This window comes from Halopseudomonas pachastrellae (assembly GCF_900114765.1).
Classification (GTDB): Bacteria; Pseudomonadota; Gammaproteobacteria; order Pseudomonadales; family Pseudomonadaceae; genus Halopseudomonas; species Halopseudomonas pachastrellae.
In genome coordinates this window covers 256,556-271,948 of the sequence record NZ_FOUD01000001.1, presented here as the reverse complement: position 1 = coordinate 271,948, position 15,393 = coordinate 256,556, and the positions used below count along the sequence as shown (strand labels likewise).

Here is a 15,393-nt window from a genome sequence, read left to right as displayed (position 1 = left end):
TTCTGCCCGTCTCTGCTCAGGACCTGACTAGCTCATGCGTACCAGCCATTATCTGATTTCCACCCTCAAGGAAACCCCCTCGGACGCCACCGTCATCAGCCACCAGCTGATGCTGCGCGCCGGCATGATCCGCAAGATTGCGTCGGGCCTGTACACCTGGCTGCCAATGGGCCTGCGCGTACTGCGCAAGGTAGAGGCTGTCGTACGTGACGAGATGGACAAAGCCGGCGCACTCGAAGTGCTGATGCCCGCCATTCAGCCTGCAGAACTCTGGCAGGAATCCGGCCGCTGGGAGCAGTACGGCCCCGAGCTGCTGCGTCTGAAAGATCGCCACGACCGCGAGTTCTGTGTCGGCCCGACGCACGAAGAAGTCATCACCGATCTGGCGCGCAACGAGATCACCAGCTACAAACAGCTGCCGATCAACATGTATCAGATTCAGACCAAGTTCCGCGACGAGATCCGTCCGCGCTTTGGTCTGATGCGTGGCCGCGAATTTCTGATGAAGGACGCTTACTCCTTCCACCTGACCCAAGAGTCCCTGCAGCAGACCTATGACGGCATGTACCAGGCGTACTGCAACATTTTCAGTCGCCTGGGTCTGGAGTTTCGCCCGGTCGTAGCGGACAACGGATCCATTGGTGGTGAGGGCTCCCACGAATTTCACGTGCTGGCCGACTCCGGCGAAGATGCCATCGTGTTTTCCTCCAGCGGCAGCTACGCCGCCAATATGGAAAAAGCCACCGCCCAGCTGCCCCAGGGCAGCCGCCCCGCTGCCAGCCAGGAGCTGACGCTGGTCGACACCCCCAACCAGGTCACCATCGCCGCGGTCAGCGAGTTCCTGCAGCTGCCGCCCGAACAATCGGTAAAAACCCTGATCGTGCTGGGCGCTGCCGAAGAAGGCGAGGCGCAGCCGCTAGTGGCTCTGGTCCTGCGCGGTGACCACGAGCTGAACGAGATCAAAGCTGAGCACCTACCCTTGGTACACGCACCGCTGACCTTCGCCAGCGAAGCGCAGATCATCGAGACCATCGGCTGCAAACCCGGCTCCATCGGCCCGGTCAAGCTGCCGATCACTGTCATCGCCGACCACAGCGCCGCCCATCTGGCCGACTTTGTCTGTGGCGCCAACGTCGACGGCAAGCACTACACCGGCGCCAACTGGGAGCGCGACGCGCACTGCGATCAGGTAGCAGACCTGCGCAATGTCGTTGAAGGCGACACCAGCCCGGATGGCGAAGGCACACTGAGCATCAAGCGGGGCATCGAAGTGGGTCATATCTTCCAGCTGGGCAAAAAGTACAGCGAAGCCATGAACTGCAACGTACTGAACGAGCAAGGCAAGACTCAGCTGCTGACCATGGGTTGCTACGGCATCGGCGTATCCCGCGTTGTGGCAGCCGCTATCGAGCAGAACTTTGACGAGCGCGGCATTCTCTGGCCCGACGCTCTGGCGCCCTTCCAGGTCGCACTGGTGCCGATGAAGATGGAAAGCTCCGAGGCGGTACAGCAAGCCACCATGGCCCTGTACGAAGGCCTGCAGGCAGCCGGCGTTGAAGTACTGCTGGATGACCGCGACAAGAAGACCAGCCCCGGCGTGAAGTTTGCCGACATGGACCTGATCGGTATTCCTCACCGCGTCGTTATCAGCGATCGCGGCCTGGCCGACGGTCAGCTCGAATACAAGTACCGCCGGGACCAGGACGCCACCACTGTCGCTGCCGAGCAGATGCTGCAGCACCTGCTGGAGCGCGTACAGGGCAACTGATGATGCACATCGCCGCTTCCCCTCGGGGCGCCCGCCTGCTTGGCGCGGGCGCCGTGCTTGGTCTGCTGCAGGCATGCAGCACAACACCGACACCTGACCCCGCCAGTACACCGCAGATCGAACGCGAGCTGCTAAGCCACAGCCTGCACATTGAAACCGGTGAACCACTGGTGATGGACACGCCGCACCGCAGCATTCGTGTTACTGAAAGCAGACTGTTCAGCATTCGCCAGTACGACGCTCAGGGCACCCTGCAAGACGAGCACCGCCAGTACCAGACCCTGCCCTGGGCCGACCGCACCCTGACCATTCAACTGGGCGAGCTGGCAGTCACCCGGCAGACCGATAGCGACGGCCAGCTGCGTCTTAACCTGCTGGACGAAGACATCGTCCCCGTGGACTTTGACCAGCTGCGCGTTATCGAGCTGGACGCGCAGGCAACGCCCGAAGTGCGCGCCGAAGCGATGCTGCTGATCGATCGCGATCTGCGCAGCGTGCTGCACGAAGCCTCGGAGCTGATCTACGACAACCTCGAAGAAGACGAGGTCTCGCAGTGGGTTGATCGTATCGAGCGACTGCGCCAGCTGGGGTTGAAGGAAGAAGCCAGCCAACTGGAAAACATGCTGATTCTGCTGACCACGGGCGACCCGCAGCTACAGGGCGACTTCGTTCAGGCGCTGGATAACGCCACTACGCCACAGGAATAGACCATGCGCACAGGGATAGTGCTGCTCCTGCTGCTCGCACTCGCCGCGTCGCCGGCCAGTGCCAACCCGTCCGCGCCGCCGGTAGACCCGGAGCTGCGTGCCGAACTCAAGCAAGCGATTGCGCGCGCCGACAGCTTTCAGGACCGCTTTGACGCCGAGGTCTGGCTGCTCGACATGTCGACCCGCATGACACCCTATATTCGCGACGAGCAGCAACGCCTGCGGCTGCTGCGGCTGGTGCATCAGGCTGCGACCCGCGCCGGACTGAAACCGGACCTGGTGCTTGCCGTGATGCATGTCGAGAGCCTGTTCGACCCCTATGCCCTATCCTACGTAGGCGCCCAAGGGGTAATGCAGGTAATGCCCTTCTGGAAAGCTGAAATTGGCCGCCCCGATGACAACCTGATCGACCTGGCAACCAACCTGCAGTACGGTTGCGCCATTCTCAAGTTCTACCTGGACAAGGAAAACGGCAACCTGCGCCGGGCGCTCGCGCGCTACAACGGCAGCCTGGGCAGCAATCGCTATCCGGACAAGGTGCTGGATTACTGGTACAGCTACTGGTACGTCACGCCGTAAGCAGCAACAGGCGGCCCGTCGTTAGCCCAGCTGAGCAAAGCCGGCGATGTCCTGCCATAGGCAACCGGCCAGCTCGACGCTCTCTACCTTGGCAGCGCGCGGCCCCCGGCGCAGCCAACCGGTCATGGCCTCCAGCGCATCTTCCGGGCCGCAGAGCAGAACACTCACGCTGCCATCGTCTTCATTGCGCACCCAGCCGCTGATGCCCAGACGATTGGCCTCACGCACCGTTGCCTGACGAAACCCCACGCCCTGCACTACACCGCGTACTTTACCCTGCACACAGATTTCACTCATTGCCCTGGTCCTTGTTGTTGTCAGAGGTCACTGTCATCAGCGGCTTGAGGCTGTCGTAATGCTGCGGCCCTTGCAGCGTCTCAACAATTTGACCGTCAGCATCCAGCAGATAGGTGGTTGGCAGCACCTGGGGGCGCGGCAGCTCAAAATCTTGCACAAAATCATCACCCAACACCGGAAAAGCGATCCCCATACGCTCGCTGGTTTCGCGCAGCTGCTCGCCGGTGGCGCCGTCGTAATCGACACCGACCACACTACCGAGCGGCAATTCCGCCGCCAGGCGGTTCAGCTCGGGCAGCTCATCCCGGCAAGGGCCACACCACTCGGCCCAATAATTCACCAACACCCGCTCCTTAGCGAGCGCCGCGGCATCTAACGCCTTACCGTGCTGATCACGCCAGGGCCCTGGGCTGTCACAGGCAGCCAACAGCAGCGTCGCACACAGCAACAGCACTCTCATGAGCTGACCTCCCGCGATGGCATGGGCGCGGCCACCAATTCTTTGTTCAGCAGCCAGTGCTTAACGCTGCCGCGCAGTGCCTGGCGACGCGCTCGATCAGCCTCACCCAAGGCTTCGCTGAAACCGGCGAACCAGTCCTGATTGGCTGACAAGGCTGCCGGCAAGGCCTCATGGGTCAGCGGCGGCTCGGGCATCCGCTCCAAAATGGCGCTTAACTCGACCTGACCGAGGTCGCGACACAAGACGTAACCACCGCCCTGAGTGCGTGCGATCAGCGACTCGCTCTCCAGCCAATCAGTCAGTTGCAGCCACATCTCCTCATGCATCGGCCAACCGCTGCTGTTTACGAGGGGCAGATCCACCTGCCGCCCCTGCTGCTGAGCCAGCAAAAACAGCCGCAACAACACCAGGAGATTGATCATCCAGGGGTAATCCGGCCGGCGCCAGGCTGAGCCATTGCCCATATTGCTGACCAGCTCTGCCCCCAGCAGGATGATCAACCAGCTGACGTAGATCCACAGCAGAAACAGCGGCACCGCAGCAAAGGCACCATAGATCAGCTGGTAGCCGGGAAACAGCTTCACATAGAGGGCAAAACAGCCCTTCGCGCCCTCAAACAGCAAGGCCACCAACACCCCGCCGGCCACACCAAACTTCAGCGGTACACGGGTGTTGGGTACAGCAACAAACAGCAGAGTGAAGGCTGCGATACTCAGCAGCAGCGGCAAGAAGCGCAGCATGCTGCTCCAGGCCGAGGCCAGAAACGCACCCTCCTGGAAGAACGACATGGACGCAACGTAGGTGCTGACCACAAACCCCGCCCCCAGCAAAAGCGGCCCGATACTCAGCACCGCCCAGTAGATCAGAAAGCTGGACAGCCCACGGCGAGGCTGACGGATACGCCAGATGGCGTTAAAGGCTTTCTCGATATTCACCAGCATCATCAGCGCGGTAATCATCAACAGCGCCACACCGGCGCCGGTCAACTGCCGAGCCTGACTGGAAAAAGCGCTCAGGTGTTCCTGCAGGGCGGCGCCACTGGCCGGCAGAAAATTCTTGAAGATAAAGGCTTCGACCTGACCGCCAACCTGGTCAAAAGCAGGGATAGCCGCCAGCATGGCGTAGGCAACGGTCATCACCGGCACCACCGCAAACAGCGTGGTATAGGTCAGGGCTGCGGCGTTCTTGATGCAGTTGTCTTCGATAAAGCGGCGCGCCAGATAGCGGCCAAAGTGCAGATACTGGTTCAGTTGACGCGGCATTCCTGCTCCCTGACAGCCCGGTGCAATAGCGCTTAGAATAACCCCCAACCCCAACCTTAGGCCACCGCGCCCCCGGAGGACAACCGATGACCACCACCATTTACCACAACCCGCGCTGCTCCAAATCTCGTCAGGCGCTGGAACTGCTGGAAAGCCAGGGGGCCGACATCGAGGTCATCCGCTATCTGGAGACCCCGCCCGATGCCGCTACCCTGGTCGAGCTGCTGGAGCGCTTGGGCCTGAGCGCGCGCGAACTGATGCGCAAGGGCGAAGACACCTACAAGGAGCTGAATCTGGCCAACCCCGAGCTGTCCGAGGCACAGCTGGTACAGGCTATGGCCGACTACCCCAAGCTGATCGAGCGGCCCATCGTGATCCGTGAAGGCAAAGCTGTCATCGGTCGTCCGCCGGAGCGCGTACTGGAGCTGTTCGCATGAGTGATGCCTACGTTCTGGTACTGTACTACAGCCGTCATGGCGCCACCGCCGAGATGGCCAGGCTGATCGCAGAAGGCGTTGAAAGCACCGGCATGGAAGCGCGCCTGCGCACCGTGCCACCGGTGGCGCCAGAAACCACCAGCGCCCTGCCACCGGTGCCGACCGACGGCGCCATCTACTGCACCGAGGCCGACCTCAAGCATTGCTCTGCGCTGATACTCGGCAGCCCAACCCGCTTTGGCAACATGGCCGCGCCGCTCAAGTATTTCATCGATGGCACCAGCAGCCTGTGGCTGAGCGGCAGCCTGAATGGCAAACCCGCTGCTGTCTTTACCTCCACCGCCAGCCTGCACGGCGGCCAGGAATCGACACTGCTGTCGATGCAGCTGCCGCTGCTGCACCATGGCATGCTGCTGGTGGGCCTGCCCTACAGCGAAAGCGCACTGACCGAAACACGCGGTGGAGGCACGCCGTACGGCGCCAGTCATCACGCCGGCGCCCAGGGCGAACGCCGTCTGGATGAGCACGAAAGTCAGCTTTGCCGGGTACTGGGTGCGCGCGTTGGCAATCTCAGCCAGCAATTGGCAGCGGGAGCCAAGGCCCGTGGCTAAAAAGAAAAAACCGCTGCCCTCGCTCGAGTACCTGCTACCGCGCTGCCGCGTCAGTCGCCTGGTGGCGCTGATCGGCTACGCCGGCCTGTTGCTGTCGATCCTGGGTTACAACCTGCTGTTCGCCGACCTGCACGGCGCCAACCCGGTCATCGTGATAGGCGTGCAGCTGTTGCCGCTATTGATCTTCCTGCCCGGCGTTATCACCGCGCACGTGCGCACCCACGCCTGGCTGGCCTTTGCCATCAACCTGTATTTCATTCAGGGGGTTTTGATCTGCTTTCAGCCGGGACGGCTGGAGTACGGCCTGGTGATGAGCGGCTTCAGCGTGCTGTATTTTGTCGCAGCGCTGTACTTCATTCGCTGGAGCTTCCAGGCCCAGCGGGTTGCCCGCGGCGAAACCTGAAAGCCCGGGGCTATTACCCGCTACCAGCCCATCTCGCGCTTGACGAAGGGAATCGTCAAGCGGTGCTGGTCCCGCAATGAAGCCTGATCCAGCGTTTCCAGCGCAGCAAACAGCTCGCCCATGCCCCGCGCGCCGCGGCTGAGAATGTAGCGGGCCACATCATCGGTCAGTTGCAGGCCGCGCTGAGCTGCGCGTAGTTTGAGCACTTCCTGCTTGCCGGCATCGTCCAGCGGTTGCAGCTGAAACACCAGCCCCCAGCCCAGACGCGACGCCAGATCCGGCAGTTGCAGGCCAAGCGCACGCGGCGCAGCCACCGCGGCGACCAGCAGGCGGCCGCCCTGCTCGCGCAGGCGGTTGTAGAGATGAAACAGGGCCTCTTCCCAGTCCGGGCGCCCGGCCACCGCTTCCAGCTTGTCCAAGCACAACAGGTCTACCGACTCCATGCCCTCCAGCAGCAGCGGCCCCTCGTCTGCAAGCTCATCCAATGGCAGATACATCGCCAGCCCACCCACATCGGCCAGGGCATGACAGGCAGCCTGCAGCAGGTGAGTACGCCCGGTACCTTCGCTGCCCCACAGGTACAAACAGCACTCTTCAACCGAGGACTGCGGCTCGGCAAAGGCCTGGGTCGCGGCCAGCACCCCGGCATTCGGGCCCGGGTAATAGCTGGCAAAGGTCGCCTCGTCGCGCAGCTTGATACCCAGCGGCAGCTGGATAGGCCGTCCGGCAGACATCAGCGCACCTCCGCCGGAACGGAGACAGACACACGCAGCAGCGCAAGACACATCGGCACCGGCTGCACTACTACAGCAGCCGCCCGGTAGCCACAGTCCGGGGTCATGGACAGTCCTTAGATAACCTGATAAGCCAAGCCAGCCCGAAGGCTAGCGCCAGCGATAATACAGGGTATTGGCCGGCGCCGCCGCCCCAACCTGCTCCTCAGGCTGCTCACCAACGCCATCACTTTCAACCGGCAAGGCGCTATCCGGCTCGACAGCCGCGGGCGCCGGGGCCTCGGTACGAATCAGGCGCTGATCCAGCATCAACATGCGCTCCAGCTGGCCCTGATCACCAGGAAAATCGATCGCAAAGACCACCTGATCGCCACTGATGGACACCAGGCTTGGCTGGTGCTGGCTGCTGAGTTGCTGCAGGCTGCGCTGCAGGTCGGCAAAGGCGCCAACAGAGTTGATACCGCTGATCTGCAGCGTCCAGCCGGCCGCGCTGCCACCTGCCTGAGCGCCCACCGCGTACTGGCTATGCACCTCCAGCGCCAGTCCGCGCATCAGGCCGTCGGCCAGCTGCGCCGGATCAGCGCTGCGCTCTTTACCCTCCAGCGTGCGATCGTTGAGCCAGAAGGTCCATTCCAGCAGCCAGTCTTCACCCGTATCGTGGTAAACATCCAGCGCCAGAATACCCTCGCTGGCGTAGCGCTCGCTGGCCGCCTTGAGGGCTTCAACGTCGCCGTCCAGCACATCCTCTTCACTGATGCTGGCGCGGTCCTGCAAGTCAGACAGTGGCTGCATCAGCGCCACACCACGGAAACGCGCAGCGGTGCGCAGGGCCTGGCCCATCTCGCTGCCTGGCGCCATAAAATCTTCTCCCAGCTCGTCACGCTGCACGGCCCAGACCAGTATACCGGGGCGATTGCGTCCCAGCATTGGCACCTGCGCCTGGGTCAGCGCATCGCGCAGCAGCAGCGGGTCAAACTCCACCTGCATGCTGCCATCGTCCTGCAGTGAGCTGATCTGGCGGGTAACCGAGCTGGGCTCAGCGAGTACCTTGGCCAGCGTCGGCGCCTCTTCATCCAGACTGTTGCCAGCCAAACGCTCCAGCATGACATCCAGCGCGTTGGACAACTGCGCGCTCTGCTCAGCATCGGCTTGCGGCGGCAGTTGCACCTCATACAGGGAGTCCAGCACCGCCGCGTGGGCAGCCAAGGGCAGACAAAGGGAGAAAAATCCGACAGAGAAAAAGCGCGACAGGGGCATGAACAGTTCCGTCAAGGTGGCGGGCACAGGACGCTCGACTGCAGGTATTGCAAGCCGACCAAGCCCTCTACATTAACCAAGCCTCCGGTGTGCAGCAACCGCAGCGTAACGCGATGCGTGGCCGCCTGCGCCAGGATGCCGTCCATGCGGGCCGAGCCGCCTTCAGCATGGCTCTGAGGCCGATGAATTGGTAGACTATGCCGCTATCCGGCGCCGCGCCCGGCAAGGCATGACGGGGCGGCGGACCTATTTTGTCCCTTGATCCCTTCGAGACCCGCTCATGAGCAGCCAGACGCCCTCCAAACCTTCGATCAGCTACAAAGACGCCGGCGTGGATATCGCCGCTGGCAACGCCCTGGTTGATCGCATCAAGCATGTTGCAAAACGCACTGCCCGCCCCGAAGTCATGGGCGGCCTGGGCGGCTTTGGCGCACTGTGCGAAATCCCCGAAGGTTACCGCCAGCCGGTCCTGGTATCGGGCACCGACGGCGTCGGCACCAAGCTGCGTCTGGCCATGGACCTGGGCATGCACGACAGCATCGGCATCGATCTGGTCGCCATGTGCGTCAATGACCTGATTGTCTGCGGCGCCGAGCCGCTGTTCTTCCTTGACTACTACGCCACCGGCAAGCTGAACGTCGACGTTGCCGCCCAGGTGGTCACCGGTATCGGTACCGGCTGCGAGCAGGCTGGTTGCGCCCTGGTTGGCGGCGAAACTGCCGAGATGCCCGGCATGTACGAAGGTGAAGATTACGACCTGGCCGGTTTCTGTGTCGGCGTGGTAGAAAAGGCCGAGATCATCGATGGCACCAAGGTCATCGCCGGCGACACCCTGATCGCCCTGCCCTCCTCTGGCCCGCACTCCAACGGCTATTCGCTGATTCGCAAGATCATTGAAGTGGCCGGCATCGACATCCACAGCACGCAACTCGACGGCAAGCCGCTGAGCGAGCTGCTGATGGCACCAACCCGCATCTACGTCAAAGCACTGCTGCAACTGATCAAGCAGACCGGCGCGGTCAAGGCCATGGCCCACATCACCGGCGGCGGCCTGCTGGAAAACATTCCGCGCGTATTGCCCGAAGGCGCTCAGGCCATCATCGACCTGAACAGCTGGCAGCGTCCGGCGGTTTTCAACTGGCTGCAAGAGCAGGGCAACGTTGATGAAACCGAAATGCACCGCGTGCTGAACTGCGGCGTCGGCATGGTCATCTGCGTTGCCGCCGAGCAGGCCGACACCGCACTGCAAAGCCTGCGCGACGCTGGCGAGCAACCCTGGGTGATTGGACAGATCAGCAGCGCAGCTGAAGGCGCCGAAGCCGTTGTCCTGCAGGGCAACTGATCGGTGGGCTGCCGTATTGTCGTCCTGATCTCCGGGTCGGGCAGTAATCTGCAGGCAGTTCTCGACGACCTGACCGGTGCCGACGCGCCGGCCGAGGTTGTCGCCGTCATCTCCAACAAGGCCGAGGCCTACGGCCTTGAGCGCGCGCGCAGCGCCGGTATCCCAACCCGCACACTGGACCACCGCAGCTTCGCGGACCGCGCCGCCTACGACCAGGCTCTGATTGAGCAGATCGACACATTTGCCCCTGATCTGGTACTGCTGGCGGGTTTCATGCGCATCCTTACCGCCAACTTCGTGACACATTTTCATGGCAGGCTGTTGAACATTCATCCGTCCCTGTTGCCGAAGTACAAAGGTTTGCAGACCCACCAGCGGGCACTGGATGCCGGAGATGCCGAAGCCGGCGCCAGCATTCACTTTGTGACCGAGGAACTGGACGGTGGCCCACTGGTGCTCCAGGGGCGAGTGGTCATCCACCCGGATGACGACGCCGACAGCCTGGCAACGCGGGTACAGCAACAGGAACACCGCCTGTATCCGCTGGTGGTACGCTGGTTCGCCAGCGGCCGACTGCGCCTGATTAACGGACTGGCAAGCCTGGACGGCGCGCCGATTCCATCCGGTGGACTAAGACTGGAAACCATCGAATCCAGCATGTGAGACACAACAGATGCACGCCAACATCAGATCGCGCACTACCCGACTTCTTGTTGCCCCACTGGCGACACTCGCACTAACTTTGGCCGCCGGTAGCGCCAGCGCCCTTGAGCTGACCCCGTTCAGCGCCAGCTACGCCGCCGACATGAAGAACATCCCGGTCAACGGCGAAGCCGTACACAGCCTGCAGCAGAACCCTGATGGCAGCTGGCATCTCTCCTTCAGCGCGAGCATGTTTGTCGCACGCCTGACCGAAGAGAGCAGCCTGCAGGTAGTTGACGAGCAGATCCGCCCGCTCAGCTACCACTACGAGCGTCGCGGCCTGGGCCGAGGCAAAGAGATCACTCAGCAGTTTGACTGGCAGCAGGGCCTGGTCACCGGCGAGTACAAGGACGAAGCCTTCAACCTGCCGACCGAGCCCGGCCTGCTCGACAAGACCACCTACCAGCTCGCCCTGCAAGCCGACCTGGCCGCAGGCAAGCAGGACATGCAGTACCGCGTGGTAGATGGTGACGAGGTAGAGGAATACCACTTCCGCGTAGTCGGCGAAGACCGCGTGACCACCCGCGTAGGGCAGTTTGACGCCGTTGAGGTAGAACGCATCCGCGAGCCCGACGCCAAGCGCGAAACCACCCTCTGGTTCGCCAAGGACTGGAACTACCTGCTGGTGCGCCTGAGCCAGACCGAAACCGACGGCCAGCATTATCAAATCATGCTCAAGGAAGCGAGCATGGACGGCCAGCCGGTCAGCGGCATTCCGGTGAAGGGCGACTGACGCAGTCGTTGAGGCGCGGAACACAGCGCCCAGTAAAGCGCTGAAAAAAACCGCCGCACAGTCAGCCTGTGCGGCGGTTTTGTACTTTTGGCGTCAGCCTGGATACCGACTTCAGCGCACGTTGCTCTAGGTATTGCTGCTATTGAGTCAGCCTTTCGCCTTTGACGGCGAGCCAAGGGGGGCCGCTTGCCCGGCCCCCCCCCAAAGGGAAGCACTAACCCATTTCACACGCCCTCTGCGAGTGCTCAAGCATGCAGATGCAAGGCGCGATGTGCAGCCAATAGTGGTTCTATTGGCAAGCAGCGCAACGTAGTCAGATGCATGCTTGAGCGCTCGCCCTACGGGGCGTTCAGGCCGGTCCGCAGCCTGCGTTGTGATTTCTCGACAGGTCCCGACATACCATCGAAACCACGCCTTGATTGCGGACCGGCCTGAGCGCCAGAGGGCATGTGAAATGGGTTAGTGCTTCCCTGAATCCCCCGGGGCACCCGACTACGCGGCCCTTCGGGTTCGCTGCGTTGCTCGATTTATCGGGGTGGCCGGCGAGGTGAGTCATAAAACTCGGCTCTTCGAGCCTCAGACATCCTATGACTCTTTTTCCCGATAAATCTGCGCTACTCGCCCGCGTAAACGGGACGAACCCATTGTGCACACTCGACCATCTGAGTCTCATAAGCTGTTCTGGCGCCAAGACGAACTTCAGCGCATAAAAACCGCCACACAGTCAGCCTGTGCGGCGGTTTTTTATGCGCTGCCTGCAGCAAAGCAGGCAACTGGGCTATTACGCCTTGGTGAAGCGACCACCTGCTTCGGCCAGCTTGACCAGGCCAGCAGCCGGGGTCCAGAACTCACCGCGTTCGGCTTCCAGCGCACGAATCTCGGCCAGTACCTTGTCCAGGCCCAGGCTGTCAGCGTAGGCCATCGGGCCGCCGCGCTCGGCCGGGAAGCCGTAACCAAAGCGGTAAACGCGGTCGATATCTTCGGCAGACTCGGCAAAACCTTCGTCCAGAATGCGCGCGCCTTCGTTGACAAGTGCCAAGATGCAGCGGGTAACGATTTCGTCGGAGGAGACATCGCGGGCGGTGTAGCCGGCTTCTTCCGCTACTTCGCGGGCCATCATGTCGGTTTCCGGATCGTGGATCGCCTGACGGCTGCCAGCCTCGTACTTGTAGAAGCCGTGGCCGCTCTTCTGACCAAAACGCTCCATTTCGCACAGCTTGTTGTCCAGCCATACGATCGGCTCACCACGGCCGACACCGGCCAGCTGACGGGAGCGCCAGCCCAGGTCAACACCGACCACGTCGTACATGCGGTACGGGCCCATGGCCATGCCAAAGCCCTGCAGCGCCTGGTCAACTTCCCACGGGGTGGAGCCTTCCAGCACGACTTCACGCGACTGGCGGGAGTATTTCTCCAGCATGCGGTTACCGATAAAGCCGTGGCAGTTACCAGCCAGTACCGCTTCTTTACCAATCTTCTTGCCAACGGCCAGGCAGGCGTCCATCACGTCTTGCGCAGTCGCCTTGCCACGTACCACTTCCAGCAGCTTCATGATGTGCGCCGGGCTGAAGAAGTGCAGGCCCAGAACCTGAGTCGGACGCTGGGTCGCAGAAGCGATTTCGTCGATGTCCAGGTAAGAGGTGTTGGTAGCCAGGATGGCAGACGGCTTAACGGCCTTGTCCAGCTCGGTGAAGATTTTCTTCTTCAGGTCCATGTTTTCGTAAACGGCTTCAACCACCAGGTCCAGGTCAGCCAGGTCGGCGTATTCCTGAGTGGTGCTGATGCGCGCCAGGCGGGCCTGAGCTTCGGCGTCGTCAAAACGCTCCTGGGCAACCGAGCGCTTGTAAACCGCAGCGATCTCAACCTTGCCCTTTTCCAGCATTTCGCCGTTAACGTCGAGCCAGGTGACCGGATAACCGGCGTTGACGAAGTTCATCACGATACCGCGACCCATGGTGCCAGCGCCGATCACGCCAACCTTCTTGATATCCTCAAACGCAGCCATCGCAGCCACCTCCAATTCAAATGACAAAACGGAAAATTGCTTGCCGGCGACCAGGCGGTCACCGGCGGGGTCCGATACAGTACGCAAATTGCGACCGGATTGGACCCCGTTCACAGTGATACAGCGCATTCACACGATGAATAATCTCACAGCGTCGGCAGCGGCTCACCCAGCTGCCACTCGGCAGCTGCGCGCTGGGCACGCTTGACCTCACTGGCGGACAGGTCTTCGGCAACGATGTCACGGGCGTTGCGGGCCCCCTCAACACCCTGACCGGCACACAGGGCAAACAGCATATAAGCCATCGGCGTATTCACCGGCGTACCTTCGCCGTTCATGTGCATGATGGCCAGATTGAACATGGCGTTGCCTTCACCCTGGCTGGCGGCCTTGCCGTACCAGTGGATGGCCAGCTGGTTGTCTTCCGGGGTGCCCTCGCCCTCGTCGTGCATGATGGCCAGGTTGTACTGGGCGTTGACTTCGCCCTGCTCGGCAGCTGCGGTATACCAGCGGATAGCTGCCTGGTTGTCTTCCGGGGTGCCCTCGCCTTCGTCATACATCAGCGCCAGGTTGTACTGAGCGCTGGCATGGCCCTGCTCGGCTGCAAAGGTATACCAGTTGATGGCTTCGGCATCGTCTACCTTGGTGCCTTCACCTTCGTCGTACATCAGCGCCAGGTTGTACTGCGCATCGGCATGGCCCTGCTCGGCCGCCTTGCGATACCACTCGATGGCACGGCGGTCATCCACCGGCACGCCTTCACCTTCGTCATACATGATGGCCAGGTTGTATTGCGCAGAAGCGTCGCCCTGCTCAGCCGCCGCGGTGTACCAGCGCACCGCCTCACGGTCATCCAGCGCCACACCCTCACCGTGGTCATAGAGCAGCGCCAGGTTGTACTGCGCGTCGGCGTGGCCCTGTTCGGCAGCTTTCAGGTAATACTCGGCGGCGCGTGTGTCGTTGACCGGCACACCCTCGCCCTCGTCATACATGATCGCCAGGTTGTACTGCGCATCGGCATGGCCAAGCTCTGCCGCGCGCTGATACCAGTCAATGGCCTTCAGATCATCGACCGGCACGCCCTCACCTTCGTCGTACATCAACGCCAGGTTGAACTGCGCCGCAGCATGCCCCTGCTCGGCAGCGCGGGTGTAATACTCGACAGCCTTGAGGTCATCCAGCTCAACGCCCTCGCCAAAGTCGTACATGTACGCGACCGAAAACTCGGCAGCGGCATCGCCCTGTTCTGCTGCGTCACTGTACAGCTCAAACGCCTTGGCATAGTCCTGCTCTACACCGTCGCCGTCGTAGTAGCGCTGAGCAAGTTCACGCTGCGCAGAGGCATCGCCGCCCAATGCCTGCTTGACCCACTGGGCAAGCTGATCACTCAGATCGGCGCGTTTCTCGTATTCGGGGGCTGCCTGCAACGGCATGGATAGCAAGACACCAGTAAAACCCAGTGCCAGCAAAGAGGGTGCTCTCATGAAAAAACCTTCCCTGTAGCTTTGGTATGGCCGCGCGAAGCGCGGCAGGGGTGGCAAATGATAACGGAATCGCCGCGCCAGAGCAGGTCAGTACTCGTACACCGCGGCATCTTCGCCAACCAGTTCACGCACATAGTCGTCCGCGCCCGGCCCGGCAAGCACCTGAACCTCCCAGGCCTTGAGCGGCTGACCAGCGGATGACAGCACCTCGGCGCCGGTAATCGGCTCGCCAGTGGCCTTTTCCAGCAGCAGCATGCGATCGCCCTTGCCGTTGGGGCGCCACTTTTCGCCCCACTGCATCAGGCTGATGATGACCGGGTACAAGTCCATGCCCGCCGGTGTCAGGCGGTATTCAAAGGAGCGGCCATCGGCCGCCGAGGGGACTTTCTGCAGCACGCCAGCCTCGGTGAGTTTTTTCAACCGGGCGCTGAGCACACTGCTGGAGATGTCCAGCTGACGCTGGAAGGCATCAAAGGTACGCATGCCGTGAAAGGCATTGCGCAAAATAAGCAGCGACCACCATTCACCGATGATCTCGGCGGTTTTAACAACACTGCAATCAATGTGGCTGGTCGACATGGGTACTCCAGAGAGACCACTGCCCGGCTCAGC

General features: G+C 61.9%; 17 protein-coding genes. 9 read left to right on the top strand and 8 right to left on the bottom strand.

The annotated features are described in order from the left end of the window. Window positions 1-34: 34 nt before the first annotated feature. The 3 genes from BM116_RS01350 to BM116_RS01340 are packed head-to-tail and all read left to right on the top strand — an operon-like array spanning window position 35 to window position 3,054. On the top strand, window positions 35-1,768 hold the full coding sequence (locus tag BM116_RS01350; protein WP_083727714.1) for a proline--tRNA ligase: 1,734 nt from the start codon (window positions 35-37) through the stop codon (window positions 1,766-1,768). Then, complete coding sequence (locus tag BM116_RS01345; protein ID WP_083727716.1) at window positions 1,768-2,475, top strand: hypothetical protein; 708 nt, start codon at window positions 1,768-1,770, stop codon at window positions 2,473-2,475. The genes BM116_RS01350 and BM116_RS01345 overlap by 1 nt, the downstream gene beginning before the upstream one ends. Window positions 2,476-2,478: 3 nt before the next feature. Continuing rightward, window positions 2,479-3,054 (top strand): lytic transglycosylase domain-containing protein, encoded by a 576-nt coding sequence (locus tag BM116_RS01340; protein WP_083727718.1) that lies wholly within the window; start codon window positions 2,479-2,481, stop codon window positions 3,052-3,054. Between the two features lie 21 nt (window positions 3,055-3,075). Here the strand turns inward: BM116_RS01340 and yccX are convergent, their stop codons facing one another. From yccX to BM116_RS01325, 3 genes are read right to left on the bottom strand one after another with little or no spacing between them, the layout of a single operon-like run. After that, window positions 3,076-3,351, bottom strand: coding sequence for an acylphosphatase (yccX, locus tag BM116_RS01335; RefSeq protein WP_083727720.1), 276 nt, complete (start codon window positions 3,349-3,351; stop codon window positions 3,076-3,078). Continuing rightward, window positions 3,344-3,811, bottom strand: coding sequence for a TlpA family protein disulfide reductase (locus BM116_RS01330; RefSeq protein WP_083727722.1), 468 nt, complete (start codon window positions 3,809-3,811; stop codon window positions 3,344-3,346). Before BM116_RS01330 ends, yccX begins: the two co-directional genes overlap by 8 nt. Next, complete coding sequence (locus tag BM116_RS01325; RefSeq protein WP_083727724.1) at window positions 3,808-5,073, bottom strand: YihY family inner membrane protein; 1,266 nt, start codon at window positions 5,071-5,073, stop codon at window positions 3,808-3,810. Before BM116_RS01325 ends, BM116_RS01330 begins: the two co-directional genes overlap by 4 nt. An 86-nt stretch (window positions 5,074-5,159) precedes the next feature. On the opposite strand from BM116_RS01325, the gene arsC reads away from it, so the two are divergent. The 3 genes from arsC to BM116_RS01310 are packed head-to-tail and all read left to right on the top strand — an operon-like array spanning window position 5,160 to window position 6,524. Then, window positions 5,160-5,510, top strand: coding sequence for an arsenate reductase (glutaredoxin) (arsC, locus tag BM116_RS01320; protein WP_083727726.1), 351 nt, complete (start codon window positions 5,160-5,162; stop codon window positions 5,508-5,510). Further along, window positions 5,507-6,121 (top strand): NAD(P)H:quinone oxidoreductase, encoded by a 615-nt coding sequence (wrbA, locus tag BM116_RS01315; RefSeq protein ID WP_083727728.1) that lies wholly within the window; start codon window positions 5,507-5,509, stop codon window positions 6,119-6,121. The genes arsC and wrbA overlap by 4 nt, the downstream gene beginning before the upstream one ends. After that, a complete protein-coding gene (locus tag BM116_RS01310; RefSeq protein WP_083727730.1) occupies window positions 6,114-6,524 on the top strand; it encodes a DUF2069 domain-containing protein in 411 nt (136 codons plus the stop codon). The genes wrbA and BM116_RS01310 overlap by 8 nt, the downstream gene beginning before the upstream one ends. A gap of 20 nt (window positions 6,525-6,544) precedes the next feature. Here BM116_RS01310 and hda read toward each other — a convergent pair whose 3' ends face one another. After that, window positions 6,545-7,258 carry a DnaA regulatory inactivator Hda gene (hda, locus tag BM116_RS01305; protein ID WP_083727732.1) on the bottom strand — a complete coding sequence of 238 codons (714 nt, stop codon included), beginning with the start codon at window positions 7,256-7,258 and terminating at the stop codon, window positions 6,545-6,547. Between the two features lie 150 nt (window positions 7,259-7,408). Continuing rightward, the gene (locus tag BM116_RS01300) at window positions 7,409-8,515 is read right to left on the bottom strand and encodes a DUF2066 domain-containing protein (protein ID WP_083727734.1); all 1,107 of its coding nucleotides are present in this window, start codon (window positions 8,513-8,515) and stop codon (window positions 7,409-7,411) included. A 280-nt stretch (window positions 8,516-8,795) separates the two neighbouring features. Between BM116_RS01300 and purM the strand changes: the two genes are divergently transcribed. The 3 genes from purM to BM116_RS01285 are packed head-to-tail and all read left to right on the top strand — an operon-like array spanning window position 8,796 to window position 11,292. Next, window positions 8,796-9,857, top strand: coding sequence for a phosphoribosylformylglycinamidine cyclo-ligase (gene purM, locus BM116_RS01295; RefSeq protein WP_083727736.1), 1,062 nt, complete (start codon window positions 8,796-8,798; stop codon window positions 9,855-9,857). Window positions 9,858-9,860: 3 nt separating this feature from the next. Beyond that, a complete protein-coding gene (gene purN / locus BM116_RS01290; RefSeq protein WP_083727738.1) occupies window positions 9,861-10,520 on the top strand; it encodes a phosphoribosylglycinamide formyltransferase in 660 nt (219 codons plus the stop codon). Between the two features lie 10 nt (window positions 10,521-10,530). Beyond that, window positions 10,531-11,292, top strand: coding sequence for a DUF3108 domain-containing protein (locus BM116_RS01285; RefSeq protein ID WP_083727740.1), 762 nt, complete (start codon window positions 10,531-10,533; stop codon window positions 11,290-11,292). Between the two features lie 781 nt (window positions 11,293-12,073). On the opposite strand, the gene BM116_RS01280 is transcribed toward BM116_RS01285, so the two are convergent. From BM116_RS01280 to BM116_RS01270, 3 genes are all read right to left on the bottom strand, one after another. Next, window positions 12,074-13,297: a 3-hydroxyacyl-CoA dehydrogenase gene (locus BM116_RS01280; RefSeq protein WP_083724611.1), complete on the bottom strand. Its 1,224-nt coding sequence runs from the start codon at window positions 13,295-13,297 to the stop codon at window positions 12,074-12,076. Between the two features lie 146 nt (window positions 13,298-13,443). Further along, window positions 13,444-14,781, bottom strand: a complete 1,338-nt coding sequence (locus BM116_RS01275; protein WP_083724356.1) for a tetratricopeptide repeat protein — start codon at window positions 14,779-14,781, stop codon at window positions 13,444-13,446. 87 nt (window positions 14,782-14,868) lie between these two features. Continuing rightward, entirely contained in the window at window positions 14,869-15,360 is a 492-nt protein-coding gene (locus BM116_RS01270) for a winged helix-turn-helix transcriptional regulator (protein WP_083724358.1), read from the bottom strand. Between the last annotated feature and the right edge of the window lie 33 nt (window positions 15,361-15,393).

Coding starts and splice junctions, on each gene's coding strand:
- BM116_RS01350 (WP_083727714.1), top strand. CDS start 35: ATGCGTACCAGCCATTATCTGATTTCCACCCTCAAGGAAACCCCCTCG.
- BM116_RS01345 (WP_083727716.1), top strand. CDS start 1,768: ATGATGCACATCGCCGCTTCCCCTCGGGGCGCCCGCCTGCTTGGCGCG.
- BM116_RS01340 (WP_083727718.1), top strand. CDS start 2,479: ATGCGCACAGGGATAGTGCTGCTCCTGCTGCTCGCACTCGCCGCGTCG.
- yccX (WP_083727720.1), bottom strand. CDS start 3,351: ATGAGTGAAATCTGTGTGCAGGGTAAAGTACGCGGTGTAGTGCAGGGC.
- BM116_RS01330 (WP_083727722.1), bottom strand. CDS start 3,811: ATGAGAGTGCTGTTGCTGTGTGCGACGCTGCTGTTGGCTGCCTGTGAC.
- BM116_RS01325 (WP_083727724.1), bottom strand. CDS start 5,073: ATGCCGCGTCAACTGAACCAGTATCTGCACTTTGGCCGCTATCTGGCG.
- arsC (WP_083727726.1), top strand. CDS start 5,160: ATGACCACCACCATTTACCACAACCCGCGCTGCTCCAAATCTCGTCAG.
- wrbA (WP_083727728.1), top strand. CDS start 5,507: ATGAGTGATGCCTACGTTCTGGTACTGTACTACAGCCGTCATGGCGCC.
- hda (WP_083727732.1), bottom strand. CDS start 7,258: ATGTCTGCCGGACGGCCTATCCAGCTGCCGCTGGGTATCAAGCTGCGC.
- BM116_RS01300 (WP_083727734.1), bottom strand. CDS start 8,515: ATGCCCCTGTCGCGCTTTTTCTCTGTCGGATTTTTCTCCCTTTGTCTG.
- purM (WP_083727736.1), top strand. CDS start 8,796: ATGAGCAGCCAGACGCCCTCCAAACCTTCGATCAGCTACAAAGACGCC.
- BM116_RS01285 (WP_083727740.1), top strand. CDS start 10,531: ATGCACGCCAACATCAGATCGCGCACTACCCGACTTCTTGTTGCCCCA.
- BM116_RS01280 (WP_083724611.1), bottom strand. CDS start 13,297: ATGGCTGCGTTTGAGGATATCAAGAAGGTTGGCGTGATCGGCGCTGGC.
- BM116_RS01275 (WP_083724356.1), bottom strand. CDS start 14,781: ATGAGAGCACCCTCTTTGCTGGCACTGGGTTTTACTGGTGTCTTGCTA.
- BM116_RS01270 (WP_083724358.1), bottom strand. CDS start 15,360: ATGTCGACCAGCCACATTGATTGCAGTGTTGTTAAAACCGCCGAGATC.